Origin of the sequence: Jeotgalicoccus sp. FSL K6-3177 (assembly GCF_038050175.1) — a bacterium.
GTDB lineage: Bacteria > Bacillota > Bacilli > Staphylococcales > Salinicoccaceae > Jeotgalicoccus > Jeotgalicoccus nanhaiensis.
The window spans coordinates 974,072-990,265 of record NZ_JBBOSK010000001.1 but is presented as its reverse complement, the minus strand read 5'-3'; the positions used below and the strand labels follow the sequence as shown (position 1 = coordinate 990,265).

13 protein-coding genes and 1 riboswitch are annotated in these 16,194 nt (G+C 44.4%); all 13 genes read right to left on the bottom strand.

The genetic code is table 11. The features are described from left to right. Positions 1–376 precede the first annotated feature (376 nt). Entirely contained in the window at positions 377–811 is a 435-nt protein-coding gene (locus tag MHH58_RS04960; RefSeq protein ID WP_135095605.1) for a RicAFT regulatory complex protein RicA family protein, read from the bottom strand. A 127-nt stretch (positions 812–938) separates the two neighbouring features. After that, positions 939–1,029: riboswitch (TPP riboswitch) on the bottom strand. 73 nt (positions 1,030–1,102) lie between these two features. Then, a complete protein-coding gene (locus tag MHH58_RS04955) occupies positions 1,103–2,920 on the bottom strand; it encodes an ABC transporter ATP-binding protein (RefSeq protein ID WP_341345187.1) in 1,818 nt (605 codons plus the stop codon). Beyond that, a complete protein-coding gene (locus tag MHH58_RS04950) occupies positions 2,913–4,634 on the bottom strand; it encodes an ABC transporter ATP-binding protein (RefSeq protein ID WP_341345186.1) in 1,722 nt (573 codons plus the stop codon). The genes MHH58_RS04955 and MHH58_RS04950 overlap by 8 nt, the downstream gene beginning before the upstream one ends. A gap of 202 nt (positions 4,635–4,836) precedes the next feature. Further along, entirely contained in the window at positions 4,837–5,595 is a 759-nt protein-coding gene (locus MHH58_RS04945) for a TIGR00282 family metallophosphoesterase (RefSeq protein ID WP_341345185.1), read from the bottom strand. 456 nt (positions 5,596–6,051) lie between these two features. Next, complete coding sequence (locus tag MHH58_RS04940) at positions 6,052–7,026, bottom strand: nuclease-related domain-containing protein (RefSeq protein WP_341345184.1); 975 nt, start codon at positions 7,024–7,026, stop codon at positions 6,052–6,054. A 696-nt stretch (positions 7,027–7,722) separates the two neighbouring features. Continuing rightward, positions 7,723–9,282 carry a ribonuclease Y gene (gene rny / locus MHH58_RS04935; protein WP_341345183.1) on the bottom strand — a complete coding sequence of 520 codons (1,560 nt, stop codon included), beginning with the start codon at positions 9,280–9,282 and terminating at the stop codon, positions 7,723–7,725. Positions 9,283–9,451: 169 nt separating this feature from the next. Then, a complete protein-coding gene (recA, locus tag MHH58_RS04930; protein ID WP_115885813.1) occupies positions 9,452–10,513 on the bottom strand; it encodes a recombinase RecA in 1,062 nt (353 codons plus the stop codon). A 171-nt stretch (positions 10,514–10,684) separates the two neighbouring features. After that, positions 10,685–11,269: a CDP-diacylglycerol--glycerol-3-phosphate 3-phosphatidyltransferase gene (pgsA, locus tag MHH58_RS04925; RefSeq protein ID WP_135095616.1), complete on the bottom strand. Its 585-nt coding sequence runs from the start codon at positions 11,267–11,269 to the stop codon at positions 10,685–10,687. Positions 11,270–11,274: 5 nt separating this feature from the next. Continuing rightward, on the bottom strand, positions 11,275–12,120 hold the full coding sequence (locus tag MHH58_RS04920) for a helix-turn-helix domain-containing protein (RefSeq protein ID WP_135095618.1): 846 nt from the start codon (positions 12,118–12,120) through the stop codon (positions 11,275–11,277). A 16-nt stretch (positions 12,121–12,136) separates the two neighbouring features. Then, positions 12,137–12,958 (bottom strand): DUF3388 domain-containing protein, encoded by an 822-nt coding sequence (locus tag MHH58_RS04915; RefSeq protein WP_341345182.1) that lies wholly within the window; start codon positions 12,956–12,958, stop codon positions 12,137–12,139. Next, positions 12,955–13,641, bottom strand: coding sequence for an SDR family oxidoreductase (locus MHH58_RS04910; protein WP_341345181.1), 687 nt, complete (start codon positions 13,639–13,641; stop codon positions 12,955–12,957). Before MHH58_RS04910 ends, MHH58_RS04915 begins: the two co-directional genes overlap by 4 nt. Further along, positions 13,634–14,929 carry an EF-P 5-aminopentanol modification-associated protein YfmH gene (yfmH, locus tag MHH58_RS04905; RefSeq protein WP_341345180.1) on the bottom strand — a complete coding sequence of 432 codons (1,296 nt, stop codon included), beginning with the start codon at positions 14,927–14,929 and terminating at the stop codon, positions 13,634–13,636. The genes MHH58_RS04910 and yfmH overlap by 8 nt, the downstream gene beginning before the upstream one ends. Beyond that, positions 14,919–16,193 (bottom strand): EF-P 5-aminopentanol modification-associated protein YfmF, encoded by a 1,275-nt coding sequence (gene yfmF, locus MHH58_RS04900; RefSeq protein WP_341345179.1) that lies wholly within the window; start codon positions 16,191–16,193, stop codon positions 14,919–14,921. Before yfmF ends, yfmH begins: the two co-directional genes overlap by 11 nt. Position 16,194 lies beyond the last annotated feature (1 nt).

Here is a 16,194-nt window from a genome sequence, read left to right as displayed (position 1 = left end):
CGAAAGACACGATGCGTTGGCGTGACGGAAGCTCATGTATACGAAAGACGCGATGCGTTGGCGTGACGGAAGCTCATGTATACGAAAGACGCGATGCGTTGACATGACGGACGCTCATGTATACGAAAGGCGCGGTGCGTTGGCGTGACGGGCGCTCATGTATACGAAAGGCGCGATGCGTTGACATGACGGGCGCTCATGTATACGAAAGGCGCGATGCGTTGGCGTGACGGACGCTCATGTATACGAAAGACGCGGTGCGTTGGCGTGACGGGCGCTCATGTATACGCAAGACTCAATACCCCAACATACAAAAATGGCGCTGAAACACTCTATTATTCAGAGATTTCAACGCCATTCAATATGTAGATGATGCTTATTTAAACTGGTTCGGGTCGCGGTTTGGTCTGTTGCGGACTGCAGCGCCGGTTTCGCCCTGCATGAGGTCGCCGCCTGTTTGTTCGATAATTTCGCTTGTGACTGTTGAGCTGATTGCATGCGAGACCATCTGCAGCAGTTCATTAACGCCTGCCTGTGATTCTTTGAACTGGTCAACGAGCGGCATTTCGTCTAATTCTTCTTCGATTTTAGCCAGTTTTTCTTCCGTCATTTTGTAGGCGCGTTCTTTGCCGTAGTTTTGGAAGTTTACAGCTTGCTGCTGCAGGCTTTTCAGACTGGCCATCTTTTCGCGGATTTCCTGATTTTCATGAATCTTAGCTTCCGCTTTCTGGAAGAATTCAACCTGTTCTGTTTCCGCCATCATTTTACCGAGCTTTTTTGCTTCTTCTATTATTTCATCCTTAGTATACATTCGAAGTTCCACCTTTTAGTTGATATATACCATTCATTATATATGAAAGCCTTCATTTATTAAATGTAAATCTCCTGATTCGTTTGTCAAAGTACAAAAATGCACACTCCGGCCCTGGAGTGTGCATAACGAATCTATGCCACTTCCCTACGCTGGCATAATCCAGATCAGGTAGTAAGAGTGTTTCTCAGCCCGTAAGGGCACCTCCAGTGGTGTGCGGTATTTAATTGCTTCCATCATAACTGAACAAAAAGTGTTTGTAAACATAGATGAGCCGCACAGCTCGCCTGTTTACTGATTCACCATGTCATAGTACTTGCCTTCCAAAGCAAGCAGCTCTTCTTCCGTTCCCGCTTCAAGCAGTTCGCCCTGCTCTAAAACGAAGATCCGGTCGACGGCTTTTATCGTGTTGAGACGGTGGGCGATAATAATGCTCGTCCGCCCTTTCATCAGCCGCTCCAGCGATTCCTGGATTTTCAGTTCTGTAATCGTGTCGATGCTGGACGTTGCTTCATCGAGCAGCAGGATGGCAGGGTCTGTAATGAGCGCCCGCGCGATGGAGATCAGCTGCTTTTGGCCCTGCGAGATAAAGCCCTCATCTAAATCGAGCACCGTGTCGTAACCCTGCTCGAGCGTCATAATAAAGTCATGGGCATTGGCGACTTTCGCCGCTTCAATCACTTCATCGTCTGTCGCATTCATCCGGCCGTAGCGTATATTTTCACGGATGGTGGCTTCAAACAGGTACGGGTCCTGCAGCACGAAGGCCGTCTGTGAACGAATGTTAGTACGGGAGTAATCTTTAATATCCTCCCTGTCGACTAAGATACTGCCTAAATCCGTTTCGTAAAAGCGGGCTAACAGCTGCATAACCGTCGTCTTACCGGCACCTGTCGCACCGATTAAAGCAACGGATTCGCCGGAGGCGACTTCAAATGACAGATTTCTGATTGTCGGCACCTGCTGCTCCTTGCTGTAGGAGAAAGTCACGTCTTTAAACTCAATGTGTCCCTGCAGTGTTTTATCAGTAATTTTACCTTCGTCAGCTTCCGCCGGCGTATCGAGTATCTGGAAAACACGTTCTGCACCTGCAATCGCCGACAGCACCTGGTTCAGCTGGTTGGACAGGTCAGCGAGCGGACGGGTAAACTGGCGGGCGTATTCTGCAAAGACAACAATTGTTCCGACTGTGACAATACCGTTGGTCGTCAGCGCGAGAATCCCGCCAGCACCCGCGACAATGGTAAACGAAATGTTATTCAGCATATTCATGATTTTAGGAATAAAACCGGAATACAGATTCGCCCAGAAGGTCACTTCTCTTAAATTTTTAGCGCGCATTTCAAAGTTCCTGACCGCCCGTTCTTCCTGGGAGAATACTTTAACAATTTCCTGGCCGGAGACAATTTCTTCAATGTAGCCGTTCAGTTCGCCGGTGCGCCGCTGGCGCATTTTATACAGCGGGCCGGTGCGGTTCGTTATAAATCTGACACTGACAATTAAAATCGGGATAATCAGCGCTGTTAAAAAAGTCAGGAGCGGACTTAAGTACAGCATGACTGAAAAGGTGCCGAGCAGCGTAACGATACTCGTCGTAAACTGGATAAAGGACGAGTTCATCGTCTGTGACAGCGTTTCAATGTCGTTGGTCATCCGGCTCATTAATTCACCATGCTGGCGTTTATCGTAAAAAGTCACCGGCAGCTCCTGCATATGTTCAAACAGATGATGACGCAAATTGTAAATCGTCCGCTGCGACAAGCCGACCATCAGGTAAGCCTGGATAAAGGTCGTCGCCGACAAGAGAACGTACGAGGCTAAGAGTATCATCAGCACTCTGAAGAGCCCGTCGAATTCCCGCGGTATAAAGTAATAATCGACGATGCGGCCGACGAGAAACGGTCCGACGATGCTGAGCAGACTCGTTACAACAACGAGTGAAATGATAAAGTACAATCGTTTTCTCTCGCCGCGCATAAATTGCCAGATTCGCTTTAAGGTCTGGCCCATGTTGTCCGCCTTATTTTTGTTCGATCGTTTGTTCTTGCCGATATCCTCTTTTGTAATAAGCCGTTCATGCCCGAAGGGGCGTGCAAAAAAGTTAGTCATCGAGATGCCCCCCTTTTTTCTGCGATTCGTAAATTTCCCTGTACAGGGCTGAAGTTTTGAGCAGCTCTTCATGGCTGCCGAGGGCGGAAATTTCACCGTCATCTAGGAGCAGCACCCGGTCCGCCTGTTCGGCAGTGGATATTTTTTGCGTAATGACGATGCGGGTCACATTTTCGCCTGCGAGCGCATCCCACAAATTATTCTCCGTCCGCACGTCAAGCGCTGATGTCGAATCATCCAATATTAGAATCGACGGTTTTCTGACAAGGGCGCGAGCGATTGACAAACGCTGCTTCTGGCCGCCTGACAGCGTAACCCCCATCTGGCCGACCGGTGTTTCATAAGTCTCATCAAAATTCATAATATTATCGTGAATCTGCGCTTTTTCAGATGACATAAAGACATCATCTTCTTCAGCACGCAGATTCCCCCAGAGCAGATTATCGTAAATACTGCCGGTAAAGAGCACTGCGCGCTGCGGCACGTAGCCGATCGTCTGCCGGAGGTCAGCAGTATTCCAGTCGAGTACATTTTTACCATTGACGGTCACGACACCATCAGTCGGATCATACATATTCGGGATGAGGCTGATCAGAGAACTTTTACCTGAACCGGTCCCGCCCATAATGACAAAGTTTTCATTATCATGTATTTCAAATGAAACATTTTTCAGCACGTAACGGCTGGTGTGCGGATATTTAAAGGATACCTTGTCGAATTTAACGGTTCCTTCGCTGTCTGCCGCTTCGTAGGTGTTTTTATCCTCCACAACTACCGGAGCATGCAGGATTTCACTGATGCGATCACTGCTCGCCTTGGCACGTGAAGTTGCAATAATTAGAAAGGCAAACATTGAAAATCCGCCCTGCATGCGTAGTGCATAGTTAATAACCGCAACGATTTCCCCGACCGCAACCTCGTTTGTCTTGAGGAGGTCGGAAGCGACCCAGAGCACGAGGAGCAGGCTGCCGTTCATAATTAAAAGCAGCACCGGCAAAATAGATTCCATCAGCCGGAGAGCAAATATCGTGTCGTTTCGCAATTTCGCTGCGACTTTGGCAAATTTGCCGGTTTCGTATTCGCCTGTGTCGTTGGCTTTTATCAATCTGACCGCTTCTAAATTCTGCTGGATAAAACGATTAATTCTGTCGAGCCAATGCTGGACGCGGAGGAAGACCTGTGCCCCTTTTCTCGCTGTGAAAAACAGAAAGATAACAAGTATCGGCGTCAGCATTGATAAATACAGGCCGAGCGTCGGATTGACGAGGAAGGACATGACGAGCGAACCGATTACGAGCAGCGGCGCGCGGAGCAGGATGCGGAGACTCATAAAGAGCAGCATCTCCGTCTGCAGCACGTCCTGGGTCATTCTTGTAATCAGACTGGATGTTGAAAAACGCGATAAGGTGGCAAGCGTAAAATTCTGTACCCGCTTAAAGATTGCGAGCCGCAGATCGTAGCCGAACATATTTGTTAAATGGCTGGTAAAATATGTATTAAATATACCTGCAAACAGTGCGATCAGCGACACTGCGAACATAATCAGCAGGTAGAATATAACATTGTCGACGCTGTTAATCATAATTCCGTTGTCGATGACCTGCTGAATAAACAGCGGCTGGATCAGTTCGACGATGAGCTCAATAAACATGAAAAATAAAGCAATAACAATCATCCATTTGTACTTCATGGCATAACGGTAAACTGTAATCATTGTAAAACCATCCTTTGTTTCTGTGACGTAAGTGCCTGAGTGTGACAAATCTCTTTTGATTATATTCTTTCGAAATCCGAATTAATTATATTATGCCACAAAAGTGACATAATTTTCACTAAACTTGAACCGGATTTGAGATTTTTATTGCAGGAAGGAAAAAACGGGCGCATTTTTCGTTGGATGCGCCCGTCTCTTGTTCTTACTCTTCAATTTTAAAGTTTTTAATTGTTTTCTTGTCAGTATCGATAATTACACCGCTGATTACGCCCTTGCCCTCGTCCGGCACAACGTGGCGTTCAGGCAGATTCGTTATAAATCTGCGGATAACTTCATCTTTTCTGATGCCTAATATGCCTTCTTTAAAACCGGTCATGCCGACGTCAGTGATGTAAACTGTGCCGTTCGGGAGACGCGCGGCGTCATTCGTCTGAACATGCGTGTGCGTGCCGACTACCGCGTTGACCCGGCCATCCAGGTGGTAGCCCATGGCGATGGACTCGCTCGTCGTTTCACTGTGGAAATCCACGAAGGCCGCATCGTATGTGTTTTCTTCGAGAATTTTATCGATTACCGTGAATGGATTTTCAATCGGCTCGAGGAAACTCCGCGCCTGCAGGTTCACGATTAATAATTTCTTTCCGTTAATATTAACGACGCGGCTGCCGTCGCCCGGTGTGCCCTCCGGGAAATTCGCGGGGCGGACCATTTTAACACCCGAGTTTAATAGATCGTACACATCGCGCTTAGCGAAGGCATGGTTGCCAAGCGTGATAAAATCCGCGCCGCCGTTTAAAATTTCCTTATAAGTACTTTCCGTTATCCCTTTGCCGTGGGCCGCATTCTCTCCATTTACAATCGTAAAATGTGCGTTATGCTCTTTTTTCAGACCCGGCAAATAATTTTTTATCATGCGCCGGCCAATTTTTCCGACTACATCTCCAATGAATAAAATCCTCATCAAATCACCCTATCTATTGTGTTAATTATACATTATTTTGGAGGTGTTGGGTGTGGATTTTTCGCTCATGGCTACGTATTCTTCATTGCGTGGGCGTGACACGGTCTCATGTATACGTATCTCACGATGCGTAGGCGTGACACGGTCTCATGTCTACGTATTTCATGATGCGTAGGCATGACACGGTCTCATGTATACGTATCAACCGTTGCGTAGGCATGACATGATCTCATGTATACGTATCTCACGATGCGTAGGCGTGACACGGTCTCATGTATACGTATTTTACGATGCGTAGGCGTGACACGGTCTCATGTATACGTATTTCACGTTGCGTAGGCGTGACACGGTCTCATGTATACGGTTGTCCATTTGCATAGACATGAGAGGCTTTCATGCCTACGGAACATTCTACTCAACCGGAAAAACCTCTAAATTTACACATCTTTTCAATTATTAATGAACTTTATCTTTATATCGTTGCCTTTTTCTTATTTCACTAAGCGCTGTTACAGAATCATAAAATTTAAAAATGTGTGTAGAAGCTTTTCCCTTACTATCTTGATTACAATATTTCCTTAAAAATTTTGATACAGTCGTTGTATGCACCTGATAATCGATTAAGTGTAAAAGCGATTGCTTTGTAATCGGTTGATTTGAAAATAAATACTTATGATCACTGATCGCTCTGACTATATGTGTTTCGTAACTCTCAACTGATCCGCAGCTGTTACAAATGAATTGAAATTGCCCTTTATTTAAATCAAATTGTTTACAAGAACCGCAATACAGACCGCGTTTCAATTTAGTAATATCAGCATGTTCAACAAAATATGAATTCTTTGCCACTGTATCTCTTATGAGAAGTACAATTTTTTTCGCGTTTTCATTTAATCGTTCAGCCTTATATTCTCTAAAATAGTTCCTTAAATAATTTATCATTATCGTTTGATTCTCTATATTTTTATCTTCGGCAGAAAATCTGAAATCATCATTCATAAAAATAACTTTTCCATCCACCTGAAAACTAATTGGAGTATCATTACTCAGCTTGATTAATTTACTTTCTGCACGGCTAAGCTGAACATAGGGATTATTTTCCATATGACTGGCATTTTTATACCATTTATTTCCCTTGTATTCATAATCACCGGATAAGTTTTTAATTTCATTCACTGACACGCCATTATTAGTAACGATAATACTGTCGTACTGAGTCAGTACTTTTCCTATTTTAAGATAAACATCTCTCAATACATAAACATTCTCGTGACCAATTTCATTGAAAATTTTATCATACAGTTTTTCGCCCGCAAATCCTTTTTCCAGATTAAACATTTTAGTTTGTTCATCTTTGTTAAGTTTTTTACGAATTTCAAGTGCTTGATAATGCATAAGTTCTGCTGGCACCATTCTTTTATTTAGAAACATAATCCTTCCTCCTTAAAAAGTACCCTCTACTCTATATATAGGGAGAAACGACGGTTTCCTTTTAAAAAAGTTACTTGAATACAAAAATAGCAAAACTGGTTTACTTTTTACACTAACTCTTATACTTTTACCTTTTAATGTATGTTACATTTCTGTAACTTATATACATATTGTTACTATATTTTGTTATATTTGAGTTTTACAGTATCAGTTGATTGGTATGCTAGTAAATTAAATTTATAGATTAATTTATAGATTTTCAGCGCTTTTTTTGTTGGGTTATAGGAGCTCACGTATACGTATTTCTACTTGCGTCGGCATGACAGGGTCTCATGTATACGAAAGACTCGATGCGTTGGTGTGACGGGCGCTCATGTATACGAAAGACGTGGTGCGTCGGTGTGACGGGCGCTCATGTATACGAAAGACGTGGTGCGTCGGCATGACAGGGTCTCATGTATACGAAAGGCTCGATGCGTTGGCATGAGGGTAGCTCATGTATACGAAAGGCTCGATGCGTTGGCATGACAGGGTCTCATGTATACGAAAAACGCGATGCGTTGGCATGAAGGTAGCTCATGTATACGAAAGACGCGGTGCGTTGACATGAAGGAAGCTCATATATACGATTAACGATAATCCTCCCACAAAACCAGCAGAAAATAAAAAGACCAGAGACTTTCGTCTCTGATCTTTTTATTTTGCGTATTCTATGGCCCTCATCTCGCGGACAACTGTCACTTTTATGTGTCCTGGATATTGCAGTTCGTCTTCTACACGTTTTTTAATGTCTCTTGCAAGACGGTGTGCTTTTAAGTCGTCGATATCTTCAGGGCTTACCATGACGCGGATTTCGCGTCCGGCCTGAATTGCAAATGTTTTTTCTACGCCGTCGTAGCTTTCTGCAATTTCTTCGAGTCTCTCCAGCCGTTTAACGTAATTTTCTAAAGTTTCACGGCGCGCGCCTGGGCGCGCTGCGGAGAGTGCGTCTGCTGCTGCTACGAGAATTGAAATGACACTTGTCGGTTCTACATCACCGTGGTGTGACTGAATCGCATTGATTACCGTATCCTGTTCTTTGTAACGGGTTGCGAGTTCGACTCCGATTTCTACATGGGAGCCTTCAATTTCGTGGTCGATTGCTTTGCCGATGTCATGCAGCAGTCCTGCACGGCGGGCTAAAGCGACATTTTCGCCGAGTTCGCTCGCAAGTATTCCTGCGAGGTAACCGACTTCAATCGAGTGCTTAAGCACATTTTGTCCGTAGCTCATGCGGTATTTCATCTTGCCCAAGTGTTTTGCAAGTTCGGGGTGCAGATTGTGAATATCGAGTTCAAACGCTGCAGCTTCACCTGCGTCACGGATTTCAGTTTCCATGTTACGCCGGGCTTTATCCACCATTTCTTCAATGCGTCCAGGGTGGATGCGGCCGTCCTGCACGAGTGCTTCGAGTGCACTTTTGGCAATTTGGCGTCTGATTGGATCAAAACCGGACAGAATTACTGCTTCGGGTGTGTCGTCGATAATAAGATCGACACCTGTCAGCGTTTCAAGCGTTCTGATGTTTCGTCCTTCACGGCCGATAATGCGGCCTTTCATTTCATCGTTCGGTAATGTGACTACTGATACCGTAGACTCACTGGTGTATTCGGCTGCGTAACGCTGCGCTGTAAGTGCGAGCAGTTCACGCGCTTCTTTGTCTACTTCCCGATTTGCTTTTTCTTTCTTTTCTTTAACCATTACAGCCATATCATGTGACAGTTCGTGTTCTACCTGAGAGAACATTTCCTGACGTGCTTCGTCGCGCGTCAATCCGGAGATGCGGGATAATTCTGTTTCTTGCTGACTTATTTTTTCATTAATCTCATTATCCTTGGCATCAACCATTTGCTGTTTTTCTTCAATTTTAGCTTCTTTGTTTTCCAGCATGTCATCTTTCTTATCGAGTGATTCACTCTTCTTGTCAAGCGATGTTTCACGCTGCAATAATCTGTTTTCAAACGCTTTCAAGTCGTTGCGCTGAGTATTCATTTCGCTGTCAAAAGCTTCTTTCAGATTTTGGTTTTCTTCTTTCGCTTCGAGCAGCTTTTCTTTCTTCAGGTTTTCGGATTCCTTTTTAGCTTCGTTTATAATATGCTCAGCTGAAGTCCTTGCCTGACGCTGCTTGTTAGTCAATATATTATTGACAATAAAATATCCGATAACAACACCCAGAATAATACCGATTAGGATAAAGAGAATGTCTATTAAGTCCACAATAAACACCTCCCTAACTAAGGTTCTAAAGTGTGTTAAATATAATATGAGTTTTAATTAAAATATTATATAATTCAATTCTAAATATAATCATAAAGAAAATCAAGCACGAGTATTTATAATACCGGCGCTTGATTCAAAGAACTCAACGTTAATCAGAGTTTAAATATTATTTTAGTTCGTCCTCGTCAAATAAACCTGCATCTTCTTCAGATTCTTTGCCTGTTTCCTCTTCAGGAACATCTTCGCCGAAGCCGAGTGCAGAACGTAATTTGCGTTCGATTTCCGCAAACAGTTCCGGATTTTCTTTCAGTGTCTTCTTGGCATTTTCTTTACCCTGGCCAAGTCGTTCGCCGTTGTAAGAATACCAGGCACCGCTTTTTTCAACGATGTCCTCTTCAACGCTTAAGTCGATAACTTCACCTGTGTGTGAAATACCTTCACCGTACATAATATCCACTTCCGCCACTTTAAACGGCGGAGCGACTTTGTTTTTAACTACTTTAATTTTCGTGCGGTTACCGACGATGTCCTGGCCGATTTTTAAGCTTTCTGCACGGCGGACTTCAAGGCGGACCGAACTGTAGAATTTAAGCGCACGTCCGCCGGTTGTCGTTTCGGGGTTACCGAACATAACTCCGATTTTTTCGCGGACCTGGTTAATGAATATTGCTGTCGTGTTACTCTTCGAAATGGCACCGGACAGTTTTCTTAGAGCCTGTGACATTAGACGCGCCTGCAGACCCATATGAGAGTCTCCCATTTCGCCTTCGATTTCAGCTCTCGGTGTAAGTGCTGCAACGGAGTCGACGACGACCATGTCTACTGCACCGCTTCGTACGAATGCTTCTGTAATTTCAAGTCCCTGTTCACCGGTGTCCGGCTGTGAAATATATAAGTTATCAATATCTACACCAAGTTTTGTTGCGTACTCCGGATCAAGTGCGTGTTCTGCGTCGATAAAGGCAGCAATGCCGCCGTTTCTCTGTACTTCTGCAATGGCGTGCAGGGCTACAGTCGTTTTACCTGATGATTCCGGTCCGTACACTTCTATAATACGGCCCTGCGGATATCCGCCGACACCGAGTGCTCTATCTAATGTGACTGATCCCGAAGAAGTTGTTTTAACTTTGCGTCCCGCATCGTCTCCAAGCTTCATAACGGCACCTTTACCAAATGACTTTTCCATGTTTTTAATAACAGTATCTATCGCTTTATGTCTCTCGTCCATAATGTACCTCCAGTCGTAATCTCATTTATTATTATATCATGCACAAATTAAAAAAGCGAATATATGTTCGCTTCTGAAAACAGAAATTAAATAATTGCGGACAGTATTTCTATATCCGTAAACAATCATTATAAAACAAAGAAAACTGCAGTGAGATCACCGCAGTTTTTCTTATTTCTTATCCGCTTTAAAGACGTCGCGGCCTTTGTAGAAGTATTCTATTGCAGACAGTATCGTAAAGAATACCGCGATATACATAAACCAGTGACCCGGCGAGAACGGAACATATGCAGTGAAAATATCACCGAATAAGAGAAAGACGAGCGCCAGCATCTGGAAAACTGTTTTAATTTTCCCGAGCTGCCCTGCTGCAGAGACGAACCCCTGCTCTATCTGCAGAAGGCGGAGTCCCGTTACAGCGAATTCTCTCGCTATAATTACGACAGCAATCCAGCTCGAAATCGTATGCCATTCAACGAGCACAATCAAGCCTGTAGTCACGAGAAGTTTATCGGCTAATGGATCTAAGAACTTGCCCATGTTCGTAATCATATTCCACTTCCGCGCAAGATAGCCGTCTAAGAAATCGGTCAAGGCAGCCAGCACAAATATCACCGCTGCGATAAACTGTTCGATCAGAATGACTTCCCCGCCGAGAAAGGTCATTGTGCCGAAGCCGAAATCAAGGAGTGCAAAGATTAAAAAGACCGGAATTAAAACGACTCTGAAAACGGTCAGCCAGTTAGGTATGTTCATTATTGTCACTCCCTTGTGATGTTAAATTGATAATACACCGTCACCGTGTCACCGCGCTGCGAGTTATCGACACTGGTGCCGTTTAAAGAAATATCGAATGAAGTTGAATTGCCGAGCGCGAGATTGACAACTGCTGCTTCAGGATCAATGTCAAAAGTGCCGCCGTCCGACTCCTCGTACAGATAGTTATTGTCAAGGTCGTCCGTTAAGCTGACCCAGGAGGATTCATTACCCGACAGTTCGAGTGTCAATTCCTCAGGGGCTGTGACGTTATAAACCAGCGTATTGCCTTCGCGGTTCACAAAGTTCACTGACGTCTCCGGTTCTTCTGCCGCTTCCTCTTCTGCTTCTTCAGCCGGCTCTTCTGACTCTTCTTCCGCCGGACTTTCTTCAGGTGCTTCCTCTTCTTCTTCCTTGTCAGCGGTGAGGTCAGTCACTTCATTCTCTGTTTCATATATTCTTTTCGTCTCGAAAATATCACCTTGGGAGCCGATCTGCAGGAGCACCAGCCAGACGGCAAAGAGCACGAGAATCATCGTAATAAAACCAAACAGCACCTTTTTTAAGTACTGTAAATCCTGATTGGATTTCTGATTGCGCTTCTGATTATCAGTTCTAGTGTCCGGGATTTCATCCTGGAAACGCTCGAGCAGCTGTTCAGCATCCAGGTTCAGGAAATCCGCGTATTTCCGAATCAGAAAACGCGTATGTTTTGGTTCCGGCAAGAGCGTCAGGTCACCCGCTTCAATAATTTGAAGCACGCTCCGTTTAATACCGGAACCGCGCTCCATTTCTTTTAAGGTGATGCCTGATTTTTCACGTTTATTTTGTAAATATGTCCCAAGTTTCATAGTTTGTTAGCTCCAATTAGAAAAAGTCCATATTGTCACTTTCGAACCAGTGACGTTTCTTATGTTTTTCATAAGTGATTTCCTGATCTTCGTGTTCTCGGATTTCGATAATATAATCAAAGTCTTCCTGCTTTAATTTAAAGAATGGATCATCGATCAGCAGGTCCGGATGTTCCACTACTGTTGTACCGTCGTAGTTAAGTACCTGGTTCACGAGACGCTTATGATCCGTATTTGTCGATTTCGATGTTACCGCACCGTCTATAATGTAAACATTGCCTTTATCGAATTCCTGTTTGTGGAGACTCGTGCGCTCGGTCTGTTTTAACATGGTCGATGATAAAAACAGCCATTTGTCGCCGGCCGATACACTGCCGGCAACGACCGACTCTGTCTTCCCGACCCGCGGCATGCCGCGTACACCGATTAAAAAAGTTTCATCGATATCGAACAGAATAGCAAGGAAGTCTACAACGACACTGATTTCAGCACGTGTAAACCTGAAAATATTTTTGTTTTCCTCCGCCCGCTTTATAAATCTGCCGTGACGGAGCGTCAGCCGGTCCGTAATGGTCGGCGTCCGCATTTTGCCGACTTCAATTTCATCGACATGTCGACAGATCCATTTAAAACGTTCCAGCTTCCACAAATTATCGGTACGGAGCAGCAGGGCGCGCTGCGAGACTTCAACACCGTTAATCGTTTTAATGCTGAGACCGATATTTCCCATCAGACTCAAAATATCACCGAGGAGCCCCGGACGGTCATCGAGGTTTTTATATTCCAAATAAACTTCTTCGTCGCGTTCCGGATAAAAATTAGGTTTCTCAGTATTCACGTATACCATCCCCCGTTAATTTTCAAAACTTCTCCAGTAATGCTTCGCGCATTATCTGACAGCAAGTATTCCGCCGCCGAAGCGACCTCCCGTGGTTCGATTAAACGCCCTTGCGGAAGGTCTTCCAGCATCATTGCGATGTCTTCTTCAGACAGCTTTAAGGTCATTTTACCACGGACGACACCGGGTGCTACAGCATTAACTGTAATATTCGACGGCGCGAGTTCCTTGGCGAGCGATTTGACCAGTGTTTCCTGGGCCCCTTTAAAGGTGCTGTAGATGCTTTCCATGCTCGCACCGTAAGTGCCCCAGACACTTGAGATTACGATAATGCTCGCACGACGGCTTTGTCTCAGCTTCGGCAGCAGCACCTTGATAAAAGTAATCAGTGCCCTCACGCTGACGTTGTACTGGCCGTCGACCTGTTCTAAAGTCGTATCCTGTATTAATTCAAACAGCGCTTCACCCGGTGTAAAAATCAGTGTGTCGACTGTTTCCACACCGCTGAAGCAGCCTGCAAGTTCATTTTCTGAAAAAGGCTGTGACAAATCGAGATAGTGGTGCGTACTGTCAAATTCCGGTGTGTTTTTGTGTGAGAATGTAATAATTTTATCATTTTTTAAACACTCATGAATACATTTTCCGATATCACCCGTTGCACCGACTAAAACGACATTATTCATAAGCTTTCACAATCACTTCGACCATGTTTTTCGTGTCGATTGAACTGTTAAAGTAGTTTTTAATATCTTCCAGTGTAATACTGTCAATTACTTTCGGCACGTTATATAAATCATAGCCGTCGAAATAATATTTCGTAAACTGGTTGGCAATATACTCAGGGGAGTTTAGGCTCGTTAAGTAATCTCCCATGAGCTCGCGTTTCTGGCTCTGAAGACGTTTTTCAGAAAAGAAGTCAGTCGTTTTAACTTCGTCGATAATACGCACGATTTCCGCCGTAAACGTTTCATAATCATCCGTTTCAGCTGCCATCAGCGTATGCCTCACCATTTCTTCTTCCTGATAGGCGAAGTTAAATGAATCATCGACGATGCCTCGTTCAAGAAGATCTTCGTAATACGGCGACTGTTCACCGAAGACCATATCGAGTGCAAAGAGCATCGCTGCATCCCGGCGCTCCCGGACCGCATTGTCACTGTCATCCGGCAGTGTTTTAAAGCCGAGCATCACTTTAGGTGTCGATACCGCAAGCTCCATTACTTTCTCTTTAGTTTTAACCGCGTAAGGCTCTTTCGGTATAAAACGTTCGATATCCGACGGCTCGAAGTCCGGCCGTGAATTCTGATGCGCTTCTATATACGCGAAAGTTTCTTCTATATTAAAGTCGCCCGCTAAAATCATTACCATATTATCCGGCGCATAGAACGTCTTATGGCATAAGTACAGATGCTCCGTCGTAATTTCCGAAATCGACTCAAGCGTCCCCGCAATGTCGATAGCGACCGGTGAATTTTCGTACATAGCGTTCAGCGTTTCGTGGTAGAGGCGGTAGCCTGGATTATCCTGGTACATTTTAATTTCTTCATTGATAATGCCGATTTCCTTCTCTACTTTTTCAGGAGTAAAGTACGGTATTTCCACCATATCCATTAAAAGCTGGAGATTTTCAAAGAAGTTTTCCGTCGTGCTGAACAGGTAGCTCGTTCTGTCAATCGATGTAAAGGCGTTCGCACTCGCACCCATTTCAGAAAACTTGTTGAAGACGTCGCCCGCTTTTTTATCGAACATTTTATGCTCTAAAAAGTGCGCAATGCCGTCCGGCACATTGTGGACTTCGCCGTGAGCTTTAAAGTGATTGTCCACAGAACCGTACTTTGCCGTGTAGGTGGCAAATTTTTTATTGTAGCCTTTTTTATCGATGATAAATACCTCAAGGCCGTTATCCATCACCTGTTTATGAACGACTTCATCCAGGTGGTCATAGCGGACTGTTGTATATTTATTGGTCATTGTCTATACCGCCTTTCAGCGTAAATACTGTATCGAGTTTAATTTTTTCTGCGATTCCGATGACATCCTCTTTCGTAATCGCTTCAAGCTGTTCAGTCCAGCTCTTCACCAGTGCTGTTACAGACTGTTCTTTTAAGAGCGTGTTGTAGTTTAAGGAAATTAAACCGCGCGGCTTGTCCATCGATTCCTTTCGGCTGGACAGCATATTCCGTTTAATTTCTTCGACAAAGGATGCTTCAAAGTCACCGTCGGTGACACGCTTAAGTTCTCGCTTCACTGCATCTTCAAACACTTGAATATTGCCATTGTCCACACCCGCCAGCACAAACAAGTAGCCGTTTTTTACATCGACCTGTGAATGAATCGAATATGCCAGGCTCATTTTTTCGCGGATATTCGTAAAGAGAAGAGATGCCGCACTGCCGCCGAACAGCTGATTAAAGACATTCAGCGCCATGACATCTCCGGGCTCTGAATACTGCACACGGAAACCGAGGTTCACTTTCGCCTGCTCAATCCGCTCATGTGCTGTTTTATATTTCACTTCGGGAACACCCCGTACCGTATAGCCTTTATACGGATACATTTTCGTCTCCTCATGACTGTGCAGGCGTGATAGGTAATCAAATACCTTATCTTCTACCTTGCCCGCAACGAGGATAGACATATCATCCTCTGTCATCATGCTCCTGTGGGCGTCCTTCACATCGTCAAGAGTTAAACGCTCTAAATCGTCTAAATCACCGAACGATAAGTGTTTATAATCTTCTGTTTCAAACATCGTTTCGAGCAGCATTTCAAAGGCGCGCTGCGAATGATTATCGCGCATGCTCTTCAGGCGGTTCGTCATCAGGCGCTTTTCACGCTCAAAAAATGCTTCATCCGAGTCATCGTAATTAAACGGCGTATGCAATACGTCTTTTAAGAGTTCTGTAATATCATTCAGCATGTCGATATCTTCCATAATGAATTTATCATTGACGAATTCAATTGAGAATTTAACGATATGATCGCTGCCTTTTTTGACAACATTCGATGTTAAATGCGCACCGTAATGTTCTGCCAGATATTCAAGCAGCACTGCATTTGACGTAAATTTTTCTGTCTGTTTAATCATCATGCGGCTGAGCAGACTGCGTACAGTCACACTGCCGCCCGTGAGCGGCGTTCTGAAATAGACGCTCACGACGACTGTTTTAAATTTTTCTGTATATATTTTTACAATTGGCACATTATTAATGACTCTTTTGTCTACACCCTGCATT

Bases quoted from the DNA above. Each gene is read 5' to 3' on its own strand.
- MHH58_RS04955 (WP_341345187.1), bottom strand. From the start codon at position 2,920: ATGACTAACTTTTTTGCACGCCCCTTCGGGCATGAACGGCTTATTACA.
- MHH58_RS04960 (WP_135095605.1), bottom strand. From the start codon at position 811: ATGTATACTAAGGATGAAATAATAGAAGAAGCAAAAAAGCTCGGTAAA.
- MHH58_RS04940 (WP_341345184.1), bottom strand. From the start codon at position 7,026: ATGTTTCTAAATAAAAGAATGGTGCCAGCAGAACTTATGCATTATCAA.
- pgsA (WP_135095616.1), bottom strand. From the start codon at position 11,269: ATGAACATACCTAACTGGCTGACCGTTTTCAGAGTCGTTTTAATTCCG.
- MHH58_RS04920 (WP_135095618.1), bottom strand. From the start codon at position 12,120: ATGAAACTTGGGACATATTTACAAAATAAACGTGAAAAATCAGGCATC.
- MHH58_RS04910 (WP_341345181.1), bottom strand. From the start codon at position 13,641: ATGAATAATGTCGTTTTAGTCGGTGCAACGGGTGATATCGGAAAATGT.
- MHH58_RS04950 (WP_341345186.1), bottom strand. From the start codon at position 4,634: ATGATTACAGTTTACCGTTATGCCATGAAGTACAAATGGATGATTGTT.
- yfmH (WP_341345180.1), bottom strand. From the start codon at position 14,929: ATGACCAATAAATATACAACAGTCCGCTATGACCACCTGGATGAAGTC.
- MHH58_RS04945 (WP_341345185.1), bottom strand. From the start codon at position 5,595: ATGAGGATTTTATTCATTGGAGATGTAGTCGGAAAAATTGGCCGGCGC.
- yfmF (WP_341345179.1), bottom strand. From the start codon at position 16,193: ATGCAGGGTGTAGACAAAAGAGTCATTAATAATGTGCCAATTGTAAAA.
- recA (WP_115885813.1), bottom strand. From the start codon at position 10,513: ATGGACGAGAGACATAAAGCGATAGATACTGTTATTAAAAACATGGAA.